The sequence below is a fragment of the Pseudocitrobacter sp. 2023LY-00077 genome (assembly GCF_055796175.1).
This window is the reverse complement of the sequence record NZ_JBSPEI010000013.1, coordinates 3,365-26,241: the sequence shown is the minus strand read 5'-3', so window position 1 is coordinate 26,241 and position 22,877 is coordinate 3,365. Positions and strand designations below refer to the sequence as shown.

The window sequence follows — 22,877 nt, the reverse complement described above, 5'->3', positions numbered from 1 at the left end:
TGAGATGCTCTTATTTTAATTATTCATTGCTGTTTTTTTTTAAAATATATAATACGGATTGTTTATGATTAGCGTTGAAAAAGTGGTGAGTAAGCGCGAGCGTCAGGCTTTTATCTCTTTTCCGTCTTCACTTTATGGCGGCGATCCCACCTGGGTCCCACCTCTGATGATGGAACGCGAAGAGCATCTTTCCGCGAAGAACCCTGGTACGGAGCATATCCGTTGGCAGGCGTGGGTTGCGCGTAAAAACGGCGCATTGGTTGGGCGAATCACCGCACAAATCGATACGCTGCACCGCGAATGCTACGGTGATGACAGCGGGCATATCGGGATGATTGATGCGATTGATGACGCAGAGGTCTTCAGGGCGCTATTTTTGGCCGCAGAGGCATGGCTACGCGCGGAAGGCGCACGAAAAATTACCGGTCCTTTTAGCCTGAACATTAATCAGGAGAGTGGCTTGCTGGTTGACGGATTCGACACGCCGCCTTCGGTGATGATGCCGCACGGCAAACCCTGGTATGGCCCGCGCGTAGAGCAACAGGGATACACCAAAGGCATTGATTTGTTGGCCTACTGGATGAAACGCACTGATTTAACGTTCTCACCCTCACTCACCCGGCTGATGGATCAGGTACGTAAAAAGGTGACAATTCGCTGCATTGACCGAAAACGCTTTGCTGAAGAGATGCAGATATTGCGCGAGGTATTTAACTCCGGCTGGCAGCATAACTGGGGGTTTGTCCCCTTCACCGAACGTGAATTTGCCGCGATGGGCGATCAACTGAAGTTTCTGGTGCCTGATGACATGATCTACATTGCGGAGATCGATTCGACGCCCTGCGGCTTTATCGTGGGCATGCCCAACATTAATGAAGCGATTGCCGATTTAAACGGACATCTGTTTCCCTTTGGCTGGGCGAAGCTGCTATGGCGCTTAAAAGTCAGCGGCGTGCGCACGGCACGCGTGCCGTTGATGGGAATTTGTAAAGAGCACCAGTTCAGCCGCATTGGCCCGGTGATTGCGCTGTTGCTGATTGAAGCGCTGCGCGCGCCGTTTGCGAAGCGCCGCATTGATGCGCTGGAGATGTCCTGGATTCTGGAAACCAATACGGGAATGCGGACGATCCTGGAGAAAATAGGTGCGGTACCATACAAACGTTATCGGTTGTATGAGAAGGACTTAGGTGGGCCGTTGCGCTGAACTGAGCCTGATGGCGCTTCGCTTATCAGGCCTACGGGATCTCGTAGGCCTGATAAGGCGACATTACGGTTTACACGATTACCGCTCGCGGAAGGCTTCCGCTTTGGCGCGCAGAATCGGTTTTAGCAGATAGGCCAGAATGGTTTTTCGACCGGTAATGATATCCACCGATGCGACCATTCCGGGGATAATCAGCAGCGGTTTTTGATCGCTGCCGAGGTGATTCTTCGCGGTGCGCAGGCGCACGATATAGAAGCTTTTCCCGTCTTTATCGGTCACCGTATCCGGGCTTATCTGCTCAAGCGTGGCTTTCAGGCCGCCATAGATGGTGTAGTCATAGGCGGTGAATTTCACCATCGCTTCCTGGCCTGGGTGCAGGAAGGCAATATCCTGCGGGCGAATTTTGGTTTCAATCAGCAGGGTATCGTCGAGCGGGACGATTTCCACCAGATCGCTACCCGGCTGGATAACGCCGCCGATGGTATTGACCATCAACTGCTGCACGACACCGCGCACCGGCGAGGTCACCAGCGTACGATTCACCCTGTCTTCGATAGCCTTGCCCGACGCCTGCGTTTTGCTGAGATCGGTGCGCGCTTCGTTAAGCTGCGACAGCGCTTCACTGCGATAACGATCGCGCGTTTCGCCAATCTTGTTTTCGATCTCTTTAATTGCGGCCTGCGCGCGCGGGATCGCTAATGTCACCGATTCCAGCTGACCACGTGTGTCCACTTCTGAGCGGCGCAGGCGCAGGATTTCCACCTTCGAAATCGCCCCTTTGGCGACCAGCGGCTCTGACATGCTGATTTCCTGTTGCAGCAGGCCAAGGCTGCGGCGGGTCTGGCTGGCTTTCGCCTGGTAGTCCAGCAGCTCCTGCTTCTTCTGCACCAGCTGTTCATTCAGCCCGCCAATTTCGCTTTGAATGCGCTGTTTGACGCTGGTGAAAAGTTCCATTTCTCCGTTGGCGATATCCGGCGATTTCTGCGCGATTTCCGGCGGCAGTTCGAGGGTTTCTTTATCGGCAAGCTGCGCCGTCAGACGCTGAACGCGCGCTTCCAGCGCCAGGCGGTCGGCCTCCGACTCCCCGGCGTTCGAGCGGAAACGGGTATCGTCCAGACGCAGCAGTGGCGCGCCAGCCTTCACAATTTCGCCTTCATGCACAAACACTTCCGAGACAATACCGCCTTCCAGGTTTTGCACTTTTTGCAGGCGCGATGACGGGATAGCCCGGCCATCGCCGCGCGTCACTTCATCAATATCGGCGAGCGCAGCCCAGGTCAGCATAACCACAAAGAATGCCAGAATCGCCCACAGGGTGATGCGCACCACGCGCGGCGAGTCGTCGAGAAGGGCTTTGTTCACTTCGTTAGCAGCAAAAGTGGAGGTGTTTTTATCGCCAAACAGCCACTTCATCAGGCGGCTAAGCAGGTTACCGGTTTGCATGGATTTGCCCCTTTTTCAGTGCGTTCATCACGCTTTCTTTCGGGCCATCAGCGATGATTTTGCCGTTGTCGAGGATGATCAGGCGATCAACCAGCGTCAACAGCGACGCGCGGTGGGTCACCAGCAGCAGTGTTTTATTGCTGACGATGGGCGTGAGCGCTTTTTTGATCAGGTCTTCGCTGGTGTTATCCATCGAGCTGGTGGGCTCATCCATTAACAATATTGGCGGGTCGAGCAGGAGCGCGCGGGCGAGGGCAACCGCCTGACGCTGGCCGCCGGAGAGGTTCATCCCGCGTTCGCCAACCTGCATGTTGTAGCCGGAAGGGTGGCGACGGGCAAACTCGTGGACGCCAGCGATCGTCGCCGCGCGGATCATGGTTTCTTCATCGACGTAGCTGGCGCCGGTTAACAGGTTATCGCGCAGCGTGCCGCTGAACAGGTGGATATCCTGCGGTGCGTAGCCGATGTTGTGGCGAATATCGTTGACGTCAAGCTGGCGCGCATCAATGCCGTCAATCAGCACCGTACCGGCATCCGGCTGATAAAACCCAACCAGCAGCTTCGCCAGCGAGCTTTTTCCCGAACCGCTGCGGCCAATAATCCCCACTTTTTCACCGGGGGCAATCTTCAGTGAGATCCCGTTCAGCGAGACAAACTGGTTTTGCGGATAGCGGAACGAGACATCATAGAACTCCAGCGCGCCTGATAACGTTTCACGCTTCAGTGGCACTTCATCGCTGTGGGTTTCCTGCTCGAGGTCCATCATGCTGTCGATGGTGGCCTTGGTCATTTTGGCGCGCTGATAGCGGGTGATTAAGCCACAGAGCTGGCCCACGGGCATCATCGCGCGGCGTTGCAGCAGGTAGCAGGCAATCAGGCCGCCCATACTGAGGTTACCGGCGATAATCCAGTACACCCCGGCGACGATAATCACCACGCCGCTAAACTGTTGCAGCCAGCTGGTGAAGTTGACGGCAATGTAAGAGAGCGATTTTACCCGCAGCTCCAGCTTGCTCAGGCTGCCAATCACCTGTTCCCACTGATATTGCCGCTCGCTTTGCGCGTTGTTGACCTTGATGGCGTCCAGCCCTGTCAGGGTTTCCACCAGCATGGCCTGGCGTTCATTGGCCAGGCGATAGGTTTTTTTCACCTGCGCCAGCAGCGGGCGCTGGAGCATCCAGTTCACCAGTACGGCAATCGGGTACGCCAGGATGGGGATAAACACCAACGGGCCGCCGATAATGCCGATGACCAGTAAAATAATCAGCGTGAAGGGGAGATCGATAAGCGCAGTCAGGGTCAGCGACGAAAGGAAATCGCGCACGGACTGATACTCCTGGAAGTTCTGCGCAAAGCCGCCCACGCGGCTGGGGCGTAACTTCATTTTCATGCCCAGCAGACGTTCGAAAAGCGCCGCCGACACAATAAGATCGGTCTTTTTACCGGCCAGATCGAGGCAAATGCCGCGCAAAATCTTCAGAACGAAATCAAACGCAAAGGCGATGGTAATCCCGATTGCCAGCATCCATAACGTGGCGGTCGCCTGATTGGGTACCACTCGGTCATAGACGTTCATCACGAACAGCGGCGTGGCAAGCGCGATCAGGTTGACCAGGAAACTGGCGACAACGGAATCGAGATAGAGAAACTTCGACAGCTTCAGCGTGTCCTGGAACCAGGATTTGGTTCGTGGAATCGAGGCGTTCGGCTGGGTATCGAATTCATGTTCCGGCTGGATAAATATCACCTGACCGCTGTAGTCGGCGGCCAGTGTTTCCCGCGCGACGGTGATTTCACCGCCCCGGGTTTCTGCAGACAGCAGGCGGGCGCGTTGATTATCGTCCCAGCCAATGAGCACCGCCGCCTGCGAATTCTTCAGCATTAAAATTGCCGGCAACGAGATAGCCGAGATGGCATCCAGCGGGCGCTGAATGACTCTGGCTTTTAATCCGGCCCGCTGGGCGGCGCGCGGAAAGGTGCTTTGGGTGAGACGATTTTCCTCCAGGGGGAGGCCGGCGGTCAGCGCATTGCGGCTGGTGATGATGTTATGAAGCTGACAGACAACCAGTAAACAATCCAGCAGCGGGTCATCGTGGCTGTGCTGGGGATCGTAGCGGGTGCTGTTATTTTCCGGAGAAGAGTTACCAACTGAATCAGTTTGAGGTGCCATCGTCTGACCTTACATAAGCGAAAAATCGCAGGGCACGGATAGCCGTTATCCTTCAAAATGGCTGAAGTATTGCGTCTATCCGCTTAGGGTTATTTTCATCATCGCGGACGAAAATAACCCATAAACCCATTAGTCGTTACTTCAATTCCGGTAGGTCGACTTTCGACGTTTTCATCTCTTCCACCGGTTGGGCGGCGGAAGGGGCCGGAATATTCAGTGCTTTTAGCAGTTCGCCCGTCCGGGCGTTGATACGGTAGTGCGTAAACATTTCGACGTATTCCAGTTCCACGTAGCGGCGCTGTGCGCTGAACACTTCGTTTTCACTGTCGAGCATATCCAGCAGCGAACGGTCGCCGAGGCTGAACTGTTCCTGATAGGCGGTTCGCACCACCATGCTGCGGTCGGCATAGTCTTTCGCGATAGGCACCTGTTGTTTCGCGTTCACCAGGGCGTTCCACGCGAGGCGCAACTCTTCGTTGAGCTGACGCAGCGCATTCTTTTTCACATCCTGCGCTTCCTGCATTTTGTAGGCGTAGGAGGTGAGTTGTGCCTGATCGCTGCCGCCGTTAAACAGGTTGTAGCGCATGCGCACCATCGCCTGCCACTCCTGATCGTGGCCGCGCGTGCCGTCAACGTTATTGTCCATCCGGCGTCCAACATCGACATCCACGCTTGGGTAGAAGCGCGATTTCGCCGCTTCATACTGCTGACGCGTGGCTTCCACATCGGCATCGGCTTGTTTCAGCAGCGGGCTGTTATCCAGCATCACTTTCTTTGCATCATCCAGCGAGGCCGGGATTTTTGACGGTTGCGGGTTGGTGAGGTCGGTCGCTTCACGGCCTACCACGCTCGAGTAATTGGCGCGGACGTCTTCGAGATTGGTTTGCTCCGTCAGCAGATTGTTACGCGCCTGCGCCAGACGCGCTTCAGCCTGCTCATAGTCAGCCTAGCGACCAACGCCCTGCTCGGTGCGCAGGCGGATCTGGTCGAAAATGCGTTCGTGGTTTTTCAGGTTATCTTCCGCCAGCTTGACCATTTTCTCCTGCATCAGCACGTTGAGATAGCTCTGGATGGCGGTCAGCGCGGTGCTTTCTGCGGTATTCATCACCGTGAACGCGCGCGAGTTGACGGTCGCTTTCTGACGCGCCACTTCGCTGGTGGTGGCAAAGCCGTTAAACAGATTCTGGCTCAGGTTGATGCTCGATTCGCTGCGGTGCAAATCGCGCAGGTGATCGCCCGAGGCGCGCGTGGTGGCGTTATCGGTTTGTTCCCAGCCGGTGCCGGCAGAGACATCCAGCGTAGGCAGATAACCGCCTTTGGCTGCTTTTAAATCCTCATCGGCAGAATGCCGACTATTGATGGAACCGCTAATTTGCGGATGCGTAATCAGTGTTTCTTTTACAGCCTGCTCAAGCGTCGTCGCGCAGGCATACCCTGACGTCAATAATGAAAGCGTTAATCCGAAAGCGATCTGATCGCGGTAGTGCATTTTATTGTCCTTATCGTTTCTTAAATTCTCCGGCCTGAGCGCTTTCCTTGCCGGAGACCTTGCCCGCTCTCCGCATGTGCGTTTTGGGCAGAATCAGCCCCTCGCGCGTATCGGCTACGAGAGGCTTACCGTGGTCAGGAGTCGGTATCGGGTTTGGCGATTAAGTTATCGACGTGCGCGTCGTCCCCTCCAGTATAGGCATCGTTTCCGTCAGCCGCCGAATCCGCCGAGACGATCTGGTCGGTCGCATTGCTGCTTTCGGCACTGACGTCGGCCACAGGCAGCAGTTTGCCCAGGTCGTCGTCGCTGCTTTCATCGTGGATAATATCGCTGAAATTGAGCGGCTCTTCACTGCTGAGCGTTGTGGCGCTGGCTGGACTGTCGCCGTGATCGGCGTCGCTGTTGTCCGTTGCGCTCTCGGCGATATTCGCGGTTACCGTCTGACTTTCTCCTGTGGAAGCGTCTTCGCCGCCCACAAGATTGCTTAACGAGGTCTCTGTGGCGCTGTCAGTAGCCGCCGCAGGCGTCGCATCATTTGGCGTTGATGCGTTATCGGCGGCGGTGTCAGTTTGCGTCAGATAAAGATCTTCACTATCGATAAGTGAGGCGTGCGTGTCGGCTGCGTTGTCTGCCTCGCTGCTCTCTGCTTGCGTGTTGTCACCGCTGACCGTTGTGTCATTTTCCGCGACCGACGCGTGGATGTCTGCACTATTGTCCGTTTCCTGACTTACGGCATCGTGATGGGTTGATTGATCGTCAACCAGCTCGCTGGACGTCGCAGCTACACTTTGCGTTGCATCCGTCGTTTCGCTTTGCGACTGCGTATCGTGCGTCGTATCGCTATCGTTGGTGTCATGATGTTCATCGGCGGAGGTGGTCAGCACATCTGCATCATGGCTCTCCTGCGTTGTTGACGTATCCGCATCACTACCGGAGAGCGTAATGCTGTGGTGATCGTCGCTGACGGCAATATCCCCGCTATCGTGATGTTCGCCGTTTACGCTGGTCTCGATATCCACCTTCACGTCGTCCAGATTGACCTGGCTGTCGGTGGTCAGCGTGATATTGGCGTTCAGATTGGTGGTGTCATCGACGTCGATCACCACGTGGCCGTCGGCCTCGACGGTGTACGTCTGGCCGTTATATTCAATCGTACCCTGCGGCAGGCCGGAGAGCGTAATGGACGTTATCTGGTCGTGCTCACCGCCACCGTTGACGGATGCATCCAGCGACAGCTCGTAATGCCAGGAGGTTTTACTTTCCGGTGCATTAGGGTCCCAGCCCTGACCGCCGTCAGACGAGGTGACGTCTGAGATTGAGTTTGAACCCTGAACGATGGTTTTGTCGCCGATGGTGATCGTGACGTTATCGACATAGTTAATATTGCCGTTAACGTTCGCCGGGCCTTTGTCGGCATGCCAGCCTTGACCATCATCCTGCACATAGATGGTGTCGCGCGCATCGCCATTTGGACCGGAGGCAGAGGTTGTATTGCCTTTAATTGAGTTCAGGTCGCGGAAGTTTCCGTCCTGCCAGTAGCCGCTGCCTTCGTGAACGAGGAAGACATCACTGTGGCTTTCGTCACCCGATGGGTTGCCGTTGGTATAGACCTTAATTTGATCTTTCGGGATTTGATCGGAGACGCGACCTGCTTCGATATCCCCTTCGGTGATCCACAGAATCACGTTTTCACCGATGGCGACAATATTGCCATTTTCATCCACGTCGTAGCCGTTAGGATCGTCACTGCCGCCGTTGATTTCGGTGACCTTCGAGGATTCAGTGCCGCTGAAATCGACTTCTAAGGTGATGGAGTGATCGGCGTCTGAATCGGAATCAGCATCGCTGTCGGAGTCGGAGTCGGAGTCGGAGTCGGAGTCTGAATCGCTGTCGGAATCTGAGTCGCTGTCGGAGTCTGAGTCGCTGTCGGAGTCTGAGTCGCTGTCGGAATCGGAGTCGCTGTCCGAGTCGGAATCACTGTCGGAATCGGAGTCGCTGTCCGAGTCGGAATCACTGTCGGAATCGGAGTCGCTGTCCGAGTCGGAATCACTGTCGGAATCCGAGTCGCTGTCGGAGTCTGAGTCGCTGTCGGAATCTGAGTCACTGTCGGAATCGGAGTCACTGTCGGAATCGGAGTCGCTGTCGGAATCGGAGTCACTGTCGGAATCGGAGTCACTGTCCGAGTCGGAATCACTGTCGGAGTCTGAATCGCTGTCCGAGTCCGAGTCACTATCTGCGTCTGAATCGGAGTCGCTATCAGAGTCAGCATCGCTATCGGCGTCAGAGTCGGAATCGCTGTCAGAGTCAGCATCGCTATCGGCGTCAGAATCGGAGTCGCTGTCAGAGTCAGCATCGCTATCGGCGTCAGAATCGGAGTCGCTGTCAGAATCGGAATCACTGTCAGAATCCGAGTCACTGTCTGAGTCAGAATCGCTGTCCGAGTCGGAGTCACTGTCGGAATCTGAATCGCTGTCAGAATCTGAATCGCTGTCGGAATCTGAGTCACTGTCCGAGTCAGAATCGCTGTCAGAGTCAGAGTCAGAGTCAGAGTCAGAGTCAGAGTCAGAGTCAGAGTCAGAGTCAGAGTCAGAGTCAGAGTCAGAGTCAGAGTCAGAGTCAGAATCGCTGTCGGAATCCGAGTCACTGTCGGAATCCGAGTCGCTATCCGAATCCGAGTCACTGTCTGAGTCAGAATCGCTGTCAGAATCTGAATCGCTGTCGGAATCTGAGTCACTGTCCGAGTCGGAGTCGCTGTCAGAGTCAGAATCGCTGTCAGAGTCAGAATCGCTGTCAGAGTCAGAATCGCTGTCGGAATCGGAATCGCTGTCGGAATCGGAATCGCTGTCGGAATCCGAGTCGCTATCCGAATCGGAGTCGCTGTCCGCGTCAGAATCTGCATCCGCGTCGCTGTCCAGCAGCGTCAGTTCTTCTTCGCGAGTATCATCAGGGAAATCGAGCCCGGTCGTTGGATATCCCGCATTCGGATCGAGAATTTCACCGGTTAGATCGAGAATAACGTGAGTGTGTGAGCCGCCTCCGCTGGCACCGGGTTGCCCTGTGGCGGGTTGTGGGCCAGCGGCGGTAGCCTCAAGAATTTGGGTCGGGTCCTGTCCGTCAGCGATGGCCTGCTGGATGGCGGCAATATCGGTTGGGTCAACTTCAGGTGTCGAGACGGGGGCAATACCGTTACTGTCCCAGTGGGTGTCGCGGCCCAGATCGAGGGTTTTGCCGTCCGCGAGGGAGAGGGTCACCGCGCCAGCGGGGCCGGTATCAATTTGTTCTCCGCTCAGGATGTGATCACCTTCAGTCAGCAGACGCCGGCTTCCATCAGGGGCGATAGCGAAAACTTGTCCTATTATCGCTTTAATTGTTCCGACTATAGCGCTCATGATGTTTCTCCTGACTCTTTACGTGACCCGTACACCTGTGTTTTCGTCCCTGTCATTCGATGATATCAACGAAACCTGTTGACATATAGACGGCCAGAAGGCCAATTTGCTGGGTTTTATAAGAAAATATTGGAATATTAAATAATTATCTGAAAAATCAATACGAATTTACTTATAAAATAATCGAATGCTTAGGAATTTTCTTTGATTTAAATAAGGGATTGGTAGGAATCTGAAGTAAAATTCGGGGAAGAGATATTTAAGTCAAATCATTAGCAAGCTATCTAACTGTTTTAATATTAAATCCGGGCGTATTGTAAGGTATTTCCGAATATTGAAATCGTGTCGCATTCAGGCGTTATACCTGAATGCGTTTAAACTACGATTAACCCGCTTTAAATCAGCCGGTCTTCCTCTTCGCCAATTAAATCTTCCAGCCCGCCCAGCGTTTGTCGGGCTTTCGCGCGGCTGAGTAATTTGTTTTGTGCCGCAGGCGGGAGATCGGTAATGCTGATCACCCCTTTGCTCATCAGCACCTCAATAAGATCCTCAAGGACACGGACCATTTCGAGATCGCTCTGCTGCAACTGCTGTAGGGTGGCGGCACGCAGCGTATTGACCTTTAACCACTCGTCAATTTCAGCGGTGGTTTCATGGCTTTGTTCAGTCGATTCGGGGAATGGAGCAGGCTCCACCCGGACGATCCGACCCTCACTGTCACGTTCGATAAAATGCATGATTATGCTCCTGAGAATTATTTAGTGAGAGTGCTGGCATCGCTAAAATATCGTCCCATTGCACCATACAAACCTATTTTTTCCAACACGGCCAGTTCACCTTCCGTTTCCACTCGCTCAGCAATTAACGGTAAATTGATCTGACGCGTCGCCCAGTAAATGGCTTCGATAAAGAGTTTTTTATCCTCTTCCTGATCGATGTGACGAATATAACCGCCGTCCACTTTAATCCATGCCAGCCCCCACTGTGGCAGGTTGCCAATCAAATGGAAACGCCCGCCGAAGTGTTGAATGCCCAGACGGCAACCCAGCGTATTGAGTTTTTGCACCAGCAGGCTGACCTGTTCCGGATTTGGCAGCTCATTTTCATCGAGCTCCAGCGTGAGTCGGCCCGCGAGATGGCGCGCGCCTTTTAGCGGTTGCAGCAGCGCGTTCATGCTCTCCTCATCGGCAACACTTTCGCCACTGATGCTCAGTGCCAGCGGCTGGGTGCTTTTCTCCATTGCTTTCAGCGTCTGTTTCAGCATGACGATGTCCATCCGGCGGCTCAGCGCCAGGCGGTGTATCCACGGCATAAAGCGCCCGGCGGGGATGATTTCGCCCTCCGGCGTCTTGATGCGGGCAAGAATTTTTTGATGCAGGATGATGTTTTTATTGTTGCACTCATATACGGGCTGGGAGAAAAGCTCGAAGTTCTCTTTCGCCAGTACGGTTTCCAGACGTGTGTGCCAGTGATGGTGATCGTCTTCGTTTTCCACTTCCTGCGGTGCCTGCGTGTCGGCAAAGAAACGCATCTCCGTTTCCGCCATCGCCAGTGCCTGGTCAGCCTGACGCAGCAGCGCCTGCGGCGTATCGCCCATATTGAAACTCACCTGCGAGAAGTGGGCGACGGGGGTGACATCGCTCATGCCGGTTTCATGCAACGCTTTTAATTGTGTGCTGAGAGTGGCAATGAGATTTTCCATCTCCTGCGGCAAAATCGGGGGCGCGATAATCGCGAACTCGCCGCCGCGAATACGCGCGAGGAAACCTTCGTTATGGAAAAATCGCTGCTGGAGCTCGTTCAGAATATCGGCTACGGCAACCAGCAACTGATCGGTTTTAGCCCCACCGAGACGTTGGTTCAGGCCGATGAGGTCTTGCACGCGCAGTAAAATCAGATGGCCCGCGGCGTGTTCTTCATCGCTCAGACGCGACTGGAGTTTAATATCAAATGAGCGACGATTGTTCAGCCCCGTCAGGCTGTCATTATAGGCCTCCTGACGCAGCGTTTCGGTCCGCGTGGCCTGTTCGCTGAACAGCGCTTTAAGCTGGGTGACCATCATATTAGTGGCTTCCACCACCCGGCGAAGCTCCGGCGTTTTGGGGCGTTCCGGCAGATTGAGAAATTCGCGGCGGCTGATCGCCAGCGCCTGATCAACAATGTGATTCAGCGGGCGCAGGCTGCGGCGCAGCATAAACATCGCGCCCAGTACGCAAAGAATGCTGCACACGCTCAGCAGCAGGAAACTGGCGACCAGGCTATCCCACAGGCGTGTCAACGCGAACATCGGATGGCTGATCACTTCCACCTTCGCCACCTGGTTCCAGCCGCGCATCACTACCGCTTCACCCTGGCCGGGGTTCAGACGTACCATGCGTACAAACCAGTTAGGGACGCTGGCACTTTGCGGCGTGTTCTGGCGTTCAATCAGCGGCTTGCCGGTTTTGATATCGACAACCCGAATCCGGTAAAAGTAGCCGCTGTCGAAGATGGAATTCACCATCAGTTCCGTCATCACCGGATCGTCAATATTGGCCGTGAGCGAAAGGCCCAGTGCGGTGGCGCTATCCTGTGCGTGCGCACTCAGTTGGTTGTGGTACTGTTCGCGCGAACTCTCCAGCGTCACATAAAAGCTGCCGCAGAAGATGATGACCGTGAACAGACAAATACCAATGAGTAGCTGTTTATAGAGAGACATGGCTACTTCCTATTCATTAATTACAAATCCTTCTGCACGCATCTTGGTGAGAAGATCCTGCCAGCGAGAAATCTTTTTACTGTCGCCCACGCGCTTGTTTTTACCTGCCTGCGGGATCCATAACCCTTCACCGTTGAAGGAGTAAACCGGCAGCAGGTCATTACGCTGTGTCGCGGGTAAAATAGTGGTTTTTAAGTTATCCAGAATTAACGGTACCGCGTCGGGCGTGGCGTACCAGGCGACAACCATATGTGCCTGATTTAACTGCAATGCTTTTACATAGGTGATTCGAAGCTGGCTGGCGGGCACGCCCAGTTCACGCAGAGTGAAATATTTCGCCAGCGCGTAATCTTCGCAGTCGCCCGCCCCTTTGCGTAAGAATTCAATCGGCGTTGCCCAATAATCCTGCTGTCCCCATACGGCGATATCATCACGAAAACGCATGCGGGAATTAAAAAACTGATTAACGCGGCTTAATTTATCCTGAATAGTGCCCTGCGGCGGATTTTTAAGCAATGCCGCCCACTCATCGATATTGCGCTGCGCCGTTGGCGTGGCGGGGCCGTATAGCTGCTGGCTGCGCGAGTTGATGGTGTTGAAATCCCAACTGGCGCCGAGGCCAGGTGAGAGCACGAGCAGCAGCGCCAGCCAGAATGCCAGCCAGCGTTGCCAGAGTGTGCGACGGCTCAGTCGAACGTTCACGCGCGGTTCTCGACCCCTTTATTTTCGCGGGCGGCCAGTGTCTGCATTTCCTGCCACCAGGTCTGCCAGAGTGTGGCAACCTGTTGTTCAGAATAGCGTGTGGCGTGGCGCAGGGCGTTTTCCTGCATTTGCGCACGTTGCTGCGGGTTCTGTAAAACCGCAATCAGCGCCTCTGCCAGCGCGGTTTCATCATTCGGCTTCACCAGAATTCCGGCACCGGAATTTTCCAGCAAATCGCGCGGGCCATACTGGATGTCAAAACTGACCAGCGGCGTGCCGTGGGCGAGTGACTCCAGGCCAAACAGTGAAAAGCCTTCATGGCTGGAACACAGAACTGCGCAACTGGACTGACGATGTAGTAATTCCAGTTCGTCGGTCCGATCGTGAAGATAAATATGTTTATCCAGATGATTAGCGATAACCCATTGTTCAAGTTCTTTTTTTATTCCGCCGGAACCATATGTGTGTAGCTCTGCATCCGGCATTTTTTCCACAACCTGAGCAAAGACTCTGAAAAGAAGTTGATGCTGTTTTTCAGGGGCATAACGCGCCATATAGAGCACCCGTTTGCCGGCGTTTTTCTGCGGATTTACAACCGGCAGAGCAAGCGTCAGATGATGGGGTATAACGAGTAAGCGTTTTGCGTTGGAGATAACCTTCGCCAAATCATGCTTTTGCGCGTCAGTCAGCACAATAATACGGTCGAGCAGCGTTGCGTCGCGCAACACATGTCGGTATGCCTGCTTAAACTCACCGTCTTCCCGTTGATGCGTCGAGTGAATTACCGACGTCAGGGTCGCATCCAGCCAGTTTTTGGGTTTTGAAGAGACAAACTCCCGCCACGGCAGATTTTTATCAACCAGAAAATGCCACGTGGTTTGCCTGTCCAGATTATGCGCCAGCATGGCGGCGGCGAACTCCTCTTCGCTGGCATAGCGGCGTTCATGGTCGGTGAAGCGCAGCTCAATGCCGGAAAGATACGCCGTGCCTTTCAGAGAGCGATAGTGCCGACGCAGCACGATTTTCTGCGTGGGCAGATGGACAAAATCTTCGTGACTGAGATTGCCCTCCGCGCCGACATACCGACGCGCCGCGAGAATGTTGCGGCTGTCTTTACGCGTTTGCGCACGCGTGCCGGGGCGCAGTTCCTGCATCGGGCGAATATCACCGCGCTCCAGCATGGCTGGCAGCCAGTCATAAACGGTCAGCGCGTTAACCGGCGCGGGCAGTTTTCCGCTTTCATAAAGCGCCTCCACCGTGCGCGCCAGCTGCGGGTTCCAGCTGGAAGTGATCACCCACGGCGAAACGCCAAGCTGGCGAATAAACAGCGCGCAGCGGCGGATGGAGGCGATTTCAATCCCGTTGCCTTCATGGCGGAAATTACCACACAGGAAAACCAGCTGCTGCGGACGACTCGCCTGCTGGAGGCGATATTTACGATACGCCACATAGCCGGAAAGATAGTGTTCGACGTCATCAATGCGCACGCGATAGCTGTGATGGCGAATGAAAAAGCTGCCGACAATTTTTTGCGGATTTTTAAAATACATCGCCAGTTCCGGCCAGAAAAAACCGTTAGCCAGATAACGGGCGCGGTACTCCAGCGCACGGTAAAATTTATCGACGTCAAAATCAGCCAGCAGATGCCGGTGGGTATCATCGGCCTGAAGACGCTCAATCATGCGCTGCGCCGCCATCATCAGTTCCAGCAGCGTCGGGTAGGTGGTCACTCTTTTCAGCACGAAATCGAGATGATCGCGCACGTTGTCCAGCCCGAACTGATAGTAGCGGGCCTGCGGGCGATAGCGCGTCAGCTCGTTCACGCAGTAGCTTAACCAGTGATCGTGCGCCTGCCAGTGTTTCCGGGCGATAAAATTGTCCATCGCCCGTTCAACAATTGACAGCCAGCGCGGGTTTTTGGTCAGCCCGTACAGACGCATCAGTGCGAATACCGCTTCTCCGTCGTAGTAAATAATGCGCTGTTCTTCTTTCAGCGAAAGATCGGCGGCATGCAGCACGTGAACAAATGCGCCGCTTTCGGCGTTTTGCATAAAGGCAATACCGTTTGCCAGGCGTTCCATTTGCGCCAGATAGCGCTCATTTCCCGTCAGTTCGCTGTATTTTGCCATCGCCAGAATGCACACGGCGTTGCCGCCGAGTTTAATCTCATCGCCAGTGTCCACCAGAAAATCGGCGTCGCTGCCGTCGGGCATCGTATAGGTGCGGATAAGTTCGCTGGCGAGATCGTGTAGCGCGCGTTCGATGGCGGCAAACTGCGCGTCGTTCTGCGTGACTTCCCAGCCTTCTAACAGCGCGTAGGTCGAGCTGGCGTGGCGCAGGGCGTTATAGGTGGGGATCGCGCGATCGAAGCAGGGGAACCAGCCGTAATGAAAGCGGCCCGATTTTTTAACCTGCCGCGCCAGATAATCACTGGCCGAGTGGATCATCGGCTCCAGTTCATCCTGCCAGTGCGGGAGCTGGCGATAGCCTGAATGCGGCCCGCCAGATTCAAGAGGATATGCCCGATTACCGTCGCTGAACGCACCAAGGGTGGTAAAACGCCAGAGGGTTTTTTCCGGTGCGTCCGGCCAGTGCAGTTCGCTGCCAAAACGCTGACGCGTATAGCTGACCAGGTTTTTATCGTTAGGGGTGGCGACGCCTTCGGTGCCCACGTAGAGCAGGGCGTTGGCGGCAATTTCTTGTTCAAGCAGGGCGTGCTCAAAGGTCTCAGTGAAGCTTAAGCCAAAGCGGAAATAGTTACGCTTGGTTTTGCGCAGTTTATCTTGCAGCGCATCCCAGCGTAGCACTTCAACGTGATTGACGACATCCACGCGCAGCCAGCAAGGTTGCGTGGTTTGCTTCTGTGCCCAGCGTTGCAACGCTTTTGCGCCCGCAATCCAGGCATTGTCCAGCGTTTCACCACGGGCTTGTTCGATGTGAGCACGTTCCTGACCATTACTCACGCTAAAAAAAAGCACATAACCCGGAACGTGAGAAGCATCGGCGGCAATATTAAATTGCTCAACCAGAGGCCGGGTTTGCGCGAGCAAATGGCTCAATGACATATCGGTATCCTGCTGCGCGAAGAAAATCCCTGTGTTTTATAAGATAACATTATAGCGTTCGGCCTGGATATTCCGCATTCGCATGGATTAGTGCGGGGCTCCCTTTTTCAGAAAACCGATCGAGTTATACGCCAGGCCGCTGATTGCGCCCTGGCGTGATATTACCTTTCGCGCAGGGCTTCGGCTTTGGCGCGTAAAATCGGTTTCAGCAGGTAGCTGAGCACGGTTTTTCTGCCGGTCATGATATCGACCGAAACCACCATGCCTGGAATGATCAACAGCGGTTTCTCTTCATTACCGAGATGGTTACGCTCCGTGCGCAGACGGATCTGGTAGAAGCTGCGACCCTCTTTGTCGGTGATGGTGTCAGCGCTGATGTGTTCCAGTGAGCCCTTCAGCCCGCCATAGATGGTGTAATCATAGGCGGTAAACTTGATCATCGCTTGCTGGCCCGGATGTAAAAAAGCGATATCCTGCGGGCGTACTTTGGCTTCAACCAGCAGCGTATCGTCCAGTGGAACAATCTCCACCAGTTCGCTACCCGGCTGGATAACGCCGCCGATGGTTGTCACCAGCAACTGCTGCACCACGCCGCGTACCGGTGAGGTGACCAGCGTACGGTTGACCCGATCCTCAATCGCTTTACCGGAAGCTTCCGTTTTGCTCAGGTTGGTGCGGGCCTCGTTGAGCTCCGCCAGTGCATCACTGCGATAGCGACCTTTGGCTTCGGCGATCTTACTTTCAATCTCTTTGATCGCCGATTGCGCGCGCGGGATCGACAAGATCACCGAATCGAGCTGGCCGCGCGTTTCCACTTCCGAACGGCGCAAACGCAGGACTTCGACTTTCGAGATAGCGCCCGCGGCAACCAACGGCTCCGACATCCGCACCTCCTGCTGAAGCAGGCCAAGACTGTTACGGAACTGCACCTTTTTAGCTTCGAAATCCAGCAGCTCCTGACGTTTTTGCGACAGTTGTTCTTCGAGGCCGGAAATCTCACTACGGAAACGTTCGCGCTGGGTGTTGAACAACTCGCGCTCGCCGCTGGCGATGCCTGGGGCATCGCGCTCAATTTCCGGGCTGATTTCCAGCGGTTTGTCGTCAATTTGCGCCTGCAGGCGCGAGATGCGCGCAATCAGCGCATTGCGATCGGCCTCGCTTTCGCCCACGTTGGAGCGAAAACGCGTGTCATCCAGGCGCAGTAACGGCTGCCCGGCTTCCACAATTTGCCCTTCATGAACAAATACTTCCGAGACGATCCCACCTTCCAGGTTCTGGATCTTTTGCAGGCGCGATGAGGGAATTGCTTTTCCTTCGCCGCGCGTCACTTCATCGACCTGAGCGAACGAGGCCCAGACAACAAAGGCGATGAAAAACGCAAAGCAGGCCCAGAGGGTGATACGTGTTGAACGCGGCGCGCCTTCGGTGATCACGCCGTTGATGTCATTGACCGTGAAGGGCTTCTCCGTAGAGAGGAGGCCCATACGGCGCAGGAGTGCTTTGATAGCCTTAGTGACTCGCATGGATTTGCCCCTTCTTCAGCGCCGCCAGGACGTTATCGCGAGGCCCATCGGCAATAATGCGGCCACGATCGAGAATAATCAGTCGGTCAACCAGCGCCAGCATCGACGCGCGGTGCGTCACCAGCAACATCGTTTTGCCACGCGTGTTTTCTATCAATGCGCGGCGCACTGCGTCTTCGGTGGTGTTATCCATTGAGCTGGTAGGTTCATCGAGCAACAAAATTGGTGGGTCGAGCAGCAGCGCTCGCGCCAGTACCACCGCCTGACGTTGCCCGCCAGAGAGATTCAGCCCACGCTCGCCAACCTGCATGTTGTAGCCATCCGGGTGTTTACGGGCAAACTCATGTACACCTGCCAGACGCGAGGCGCGGAGCATGACATCATCATCGACATAGCTTGCGCCGTAGATCAGATTTTCACGCAGCGTGCCGCTGAACAAGTGGATATCCTGTGGGCCATAACCGATATTGTGGCGCAGATCGTTTACGTCGATTTGATTCGCGTCCATGCCATCTATCAGTATTTCGCCCGTATCGGGCTGGTAGAAACCGATAATCAGCTTCGCCAGCGAGCTTTTTCCCGACCCGCTTCGGCCAATAATACCCACTCTTTCGCCCGGTGTGATGGAGAAGGAGATGGCGCGGAGCGAAGCGTATTTCTGGTCCGGATAAGTGAAGGTGACGTTCTGGAAGGCAATCGCGCCCTGTAATTTTTCGCGCGCGACCGAAGGCGCATCTTCCTGACGCTCCTGCGGTAAATCCATCATGTTTTCGGTGGTTTCCATCGTCATGCGCGCCTGCTGATAACGCGTGACGAGGCCGCTGAGTTGACCCATCGGCACCAGCGCGCGTCCGTTCAGCATGTAGCAGGCAATCAGGCCGCCCATACTGAGGTTGCCATCAATAATGAGATAGACCCCGGCGACAATCATCGCAACACCAGAGAACTGCTGTAGCCAGGCGGTAAAGTTGACCGCCAGCGTCGAGAGCGTTTTTACCCGCAGCTCTTTTTTGCTCAGCGTGCCCAGCGTGTTTTCCCACAGATACTGACGCTCGCTTTGTGCATTGTTCACTTTGATGGCATCGAGGCCGCTCAGGGTTTCAATCAACACCGCTTGGCGCTCTGAGGAGAGTTTCATGGTGTCGTCGATGGTTTCATTGAGCGGTCGCTGAATCAGCCAACTGACGACCAGCGCCAGCGGAAACGCAACCAGCGGGATAAACACCAGAGGGCCGCCGATGATACCAATCACCAGCAGCATCAGCAGGGTGAACGGCATATCGATAAGCGTAGCGAGCGTAAGTGAAGAGAGGAAATCTCGCAGAGACTGAATTTCGTGGATGTTTTGCGCGAAGCTGCCCAGACGCGCAGGGCGCGCTTTCATCGCCATCCCGGTGATTCGGCTGAACAGCGACGCCGAGACGATCATGTCGGTTTTCTTCCCGGCCAGATCAAGACAGCGGCTGCGTAAGGTTTTCAGCAGTAAATCAAACAGAAAGGCGACGGTGATACCAATCGCCAGCACCCACAGTGTTGAGGTCGCCTGATTGGGCACCACACGATCGTAGACGTTCATCACAAACAGCGGTGTACACAAGGCGATGACGTTAATCAGGAAGCTGGCAACGATAGAGTCAGTGTACAGCGTACGCGAGAGTTTTAGCGTATCGCGAAACCATGTTCGGGTTCGGGGTATGAGCGCCGTTTCGCTGCGTTCGCGCTGGTGCATCGGCTGAATAAACAACGCCACGCCGGTGTATTCATCCGCCAGCGTTTGCGCATCAATCGACAGCTCACCACCGAGCGTTTCGCTTGGCAGAATACGCGCTTCGCCGTGTTCGCTCCAGCCAAGCAGTACGGCAGTGCGGTTGCCTTTGAGTAACACAATGGCGGGCAGAGAGACGGCGGTGATTTTTTTCAGCTCACGCTTGAGCATGCGTACCCGCAGATTAGCGCGGGCGGCGGCGCGTGAGAAAATTGCCAGCGTGAGTCGGTTTTTTACCAGTGGTAATCCGGCGGTTAACGAGACGCGACTGGCCGGTCTGCCATGCAGCATGCAGATGGCCATCAGGCTATCCAGCAACGGATCGTCGTGAAGTGTACGTGGGTCGATGCCGATATCTTCCTGATTATCAACAGTATCGCCGCCGGAAGAGGGGATTGAATGTAGTGCCATATTTTATGTCCTTATAACAATACCGGCTGTTAATACAGAGGGAGCCGGGCTCCCTCTGTATTAACGATTTATTTCAGGTCCGGTAATGACTGCTGATCCTCAACCCAGGTCGCCTCACTGGCTGATGGCGGTTGAATGGACATTGACTTCAGTAATTCGCCCGTACGCGCTTTAATTCTATAGCCGGAAAATAATTCAACGTATTGCATTTCAATATTTCGGCGCTGCGCAGTGAATACTTCATTTTCACTGTCGAGCAAGTCTAATAACGTACGCTCGCCGATACTGAATTGCTGGCGATAGGCGTCACGCACTTTATAACTCTGGTCAGCATATTGCTGTGCAATCGGAACTTGCTGCTGCGCATTTTTTAATGCGTTCCACGAAAGACGTAATTCTTCCGTTAATTGACGCTGCGCATTATTTCGTACATCTTGTGCTTCACGTAATTTATAAGCATTTGATGTAAGATTTGCCTTATCTGTCCCGCCATTAAACAGGTTGTAGCGCATACGCAACATCGCCTGCCATTCCTGGCTGTGGCCGCGGGTGCCATCGATATTGTTATCCATGGTACGGCCTGCCTCGATATTCACGTTCGGGTAGAAGGTGGATTTCGACGCTTCATACTGCTGGCGGGTTGCTTCAACATCTGACTCGGCCAGTTTCAGCAGCGGGCTGTTGTTCAGCATCACTTTACGCGCATCCTCGAGGGTGCCCGGTGTGGCGACCGTCGTAGGCTGGTTCAGCGACTCGGCTTCGCTTCCGGTGATACTGAAGAAGTTGGTGCGTGCATCTTCCAGATTGGTTTGCTCGGTCAGCAGGTTATTTCGCGCCTGGGCCAGACGGGCTTCGGCCTGCTCGTAATCAGCCTGACGGCCTACGCCTTGCTGGGTTCGCAGGTTAATCTGATCAAAGATGCGTTCATGGCTGGCAAGGTTTTCTTCCGCCAGTTTGACGAACTGCTGGCGCATCAGGACATCCATATAGACCTGAATCGCACTCAGCGCGGTGGTTTCGCTGCTGTTGCTTACCCCGTAGGCGCGGGAGTTAACGGTGGCTTTCTGGCGGGCCACTTCGCTGGTGGTGGCAAAACCGTTGAAGACGTTTTGCGTCAGCATCAGCGACGATTCGCTACGGTGCAGGTTACGGCGGTGATCGTTCGCCGCGCGGGTGGTGGCGTTATCGGTTTGCTCCCAACCGGTTCCGGCATTTAAATTTAATGACGGTAGATATCCGCCTCTTGCGGCTTTCAAATCATAGTCAGCTGAATATCGGCTATTGATTGAGGCGCTAACTTCTGGATGTGTGTTAAGAGTGTTCTTAATGGCTTGTTCGAGTGTTAATGCGTGCGCGGAGCCAGTGACAAATAATGGCAACGACAAAGCAAGCATAACCGTATCGCGCTTTTTCATGATGTTATCCCTTCGCATTGAATATCCCAGTCGACTGCTAAGATAAACCAAACACGAAAGACTTCGAGTGTTTAAATACGCTGTTTTACAAAAATAATAAAAAGATATTATTACTCATACAGGTCTGAATATATATATTTGAATTACTGGTCTGAATATAGTCTGTTAATCAATAAAGCGAACTATAAAGATAACCTTATCATTTGTTTCCTGAATATATAAGAGGAAATAAATAAATTTCCAAAATGATACGGAATTAACACCCCAAGGAGAGATGCCATGTCAACGGTTATTGGAACAATCAAAGCAATTATAGGGCAAGCCTGGATTGTTGCCTCAGATGGTACCCGCCGTCAGGCGACAGAAGGTGAGCAGGTGATGCGCGGCGAACAGATTGTGACCGAGCAGGGCGCAGTCACCGTGACCTTACCGAATGGTAAAAATCTGGATCTTGGCAGGGCAAGCCATTGGGGTGATGACACCACGGTAACGACATCAGCAGAGAGCTCACCGCCGCAGGATTTAGCGGCTGCCCAACAGGCGATTGCGGAAGGTGCTGACCCCTCGCAGGTGCTTGAAGCTACCGCTGCGGGTAACCCGGTTACCTCCTCAGCGACGGGCGAGGCGGGAGACGGTGGAGAGGGGCATACGCACGTCGTGCTGGACCTGACCGGGCAAATTCTTGACCCCACGGCGGGATACCCCACGGACGGCATTGACGCCACGTTCCCGGGGCCGCTGGAAGAGGAGACGTTGCTGGAAACAGACCAGGACGTCAACGATACCGATGATGACCCCATTATTACGCCAGAGCCTCCCGTTCCCCCAGTCCTTCCTGAAGCCAGTATTACCATTGATGCCATCGCCGGCGACAATATCATTAATATGCGTGAAGCAATGCAGGAGACCACAGTCGTTAGCGGTAAGACGGGGCACGACGTTCGTCCGGGCGATGTGGTCACGGTGACGGTCAACGGCAATCATTATCAGACCACTGTACAGGCAGATGGCAGTTGGTCAGTGAATGTGAATACCAGCGACCTGCTTGCCTCTGGCGATGTACAGGCCAGCGTCACCACGCGCGATGACAACGGTAATGAAGCCACGGCGAGTGCGCAGAGTAGCGTTGGGCAGGCGGCGTTAAACGTTGAGGTGGATATTGACCCGATTGGTGGGGACGGCTGGATCAACGCCGAGGAAGCGAAGGCGGAGAACACCACCATCACCGGTACCGTGGGCGGCGACGCGAAAGCGGGTGACGTGGTGCATCTGGAAGTGAACGGCAAGCCGTATGAAGCAGTGGTTCGAGAGGACCTGACCTGGAGCACCGAGGTGAAAACTGCGGACCTGCTGGCGGATCCGGAAGTGAACGGCACCATCACCATTCAGGATGAGGCCGGGAACGAAGCGACGGCCATCGCGATGGAGCCGGTGCAGGTGGATATCACGCTGCCGACGGTCACGCTGGATATTGACGTGATTGCGGGCGACGGCTGGATCAACGCTGAAGAAGCGAAGGCGGAGAACACCATCATCACCGGCACCGTGGGCGGCGATGCGAAAGCGGGCGACATGGTGGTGCTGGAAGTGAACGGCAACCGCT

Annotated in this window: 12 protein-coding genes and 1 pseudogene; 2 read left to right on the top strand and 11 right to left on the bottom strand. The window is 54.7% G+C overall.

All coding sequences use genetic code 11. The annotated features are described in order from the left end of the window. Positions 1-64: 64 nt before the first annotated feature. Positions 65-1,204: an N-acetyltransferase gene (locus tag ACWWFX_RS16920; RefSeq protein ID WP_473224328.1), complete on the top strand. Its 1,140-nt coding sequence runs from the start codon at positions 65-67 to the stop codon at positions 1,202-1,204. 78 nt (positions 1,205-1,282) lie between these two features. Here the strand turns inward: ACWWFX_RS16920 and ACWWFX_RS16915 are convergent, their stop codons facing one another. The 11 genes and pseudogenes from ACWWFX_RS16915 to ACWWFX_RS16865 form a co-directional block, all read right to left on the bottom strand. Continuing rightward, a complete protein-coding gene (locus ACWWFX_RS16915) occupies positions 1,283-2,647 on the bottom strand; it encodes an HlyD family type I secretion periplasmic adaptor subunit (protein WP_473224327.1) in 1,365 nt (454 codons plus the stop codon). Beyond that, a complete protein-coding gene (locus tag ACWWFX_RS16910) occupies positions 2,634-4,817 on the bottom strand; it encodes a type I secretion system permease/ATPase (RefSeq protein ID WP_276222026.1) in 2,184 nt (727 codons plus the stop codon). The genes ACWWFX_RS16915 and ACWWFX_RS16910 overlap by 14 nt, the downstream gene beginning before the upstream one ends. A 136-nt stretch (positions 4,818-4,953) precedes the next feature. Further along, positions 4,954-6,306 (bottom strand): annotated as a pseudogene (locus ACWWFX_RS16905) (TolC family outer membrane protein). Between the two features lie 134 nt (positions 6,307-6,440). After that, positions 6,441-9,695 (bottom strand): retention module-containing protein, encoded by a 3,255-nt coding sequence (locus tag ACWWFX_RS16900; RefSeq protein ID WP_473224326.1) that lies wholly within the window; start codon positions 9,693-9,695, stop codon positions 6,441-6,443. 395 nt (positions 9,696-10,090) lie between these two features. After that, on the bottom strand, positions 10,091-10,432 hold the full coding sequence (locus ACWWFX_RS16895) for a tryptophan synthase subunit beta (protein WP_149465127.1): 342 nt from the start codon (positions 10,430-10,432) through the stop codon (positions 10,091-10,093). Between the two features lie 17 nt (positions 10,433-10,449). Then, on the bottom strand, positions 10,450-12,393 hold the full coding sequence (gene lapD, locus ACWWFX_RS16890; protein WP_456146603.1) for a cyclic di-GMP receptor LapD: 1,944 nt from the start codon (positions 12,391-12,393) through the stop codon (positions 10,450-10,452). A 9-nt stretch (positions 12,394-12,402) separates the two neighbouring features. Beyond that, positions 12,403-13,095, bottom strand: coding sequence for a cysteine protease LapG (gene lapG / locus ACWWFX_RS16885; RefSeq protein ID WP_473224325.1), 693 nt, complete (start codon positions 13,093-13,095; stop codon positions 12,403-12,405). After that, positions 13,092-16,160: a glycosyltransferase gene (locus ACWWFX_RS16880; RefSeq protein ID WP_473224324.1), complete on the bottom strand. Its 3,069-nt coding sequence runs from the start codon at positions 16,158-16,160 to the stop codon at positions 13,092-13,094. The genes lapG and ACWWFX_RS16880 overlap by 4 nt, the downstream gene beginning before the upstream one ends. A gap of 161 nt (positions 16,161-16,321) precedes the next feature. Next, a complete protein-coding gene (locus ACWWFX_RS16875) occupies positions 16,322-17,644 on the bottom strand; it encodes an HlyD family type I secretion periplasmic adaptor subunit (RefSeq protein WP_420851447.1) in 1,323 nt (440 codons plus the stop codon). 25 nt (positions 17,645-17,669) lie between these two features. After that, positions 17,670-19,859, bottom strand: a complete 2,190-nt coding sequence (locus tag ACWWFX_RS16870) for a type I secretion system permease/ATPase (protein ID WP_456146601.1) — start codon at positions 19,857-19,859, stop codon at positions 17,670-17,672. 68 nt (positions 19,860-19,927) lie between these two features. Continuing rightward, the gene (locus ACWWFX_RS16865) at positions 19,928-21,274 is read right to left on the bottom strand and encodes a TolC family outer membrane protein (protein ID WP_473224323.1); all 1,347 of its coding nucleotides are present in this window, start codon (positions 21,272-21,274) and stop codon (positions 19,928-19,930) included. Between the two features lie 279 nt (positions 21,275-21,553). Between ACWWFX_RS16865 and ACWWFX_RS16860 the strand changes: the two genes are divergently transcribed. Next, on the top strand, positions 21,554-22,877 hold a 1,324-nt coding region (locus ACWWFX_RS16860; RefSeq protein ID WP_473224322.1), incomplete at its 3' end, for a retention module-containing protein.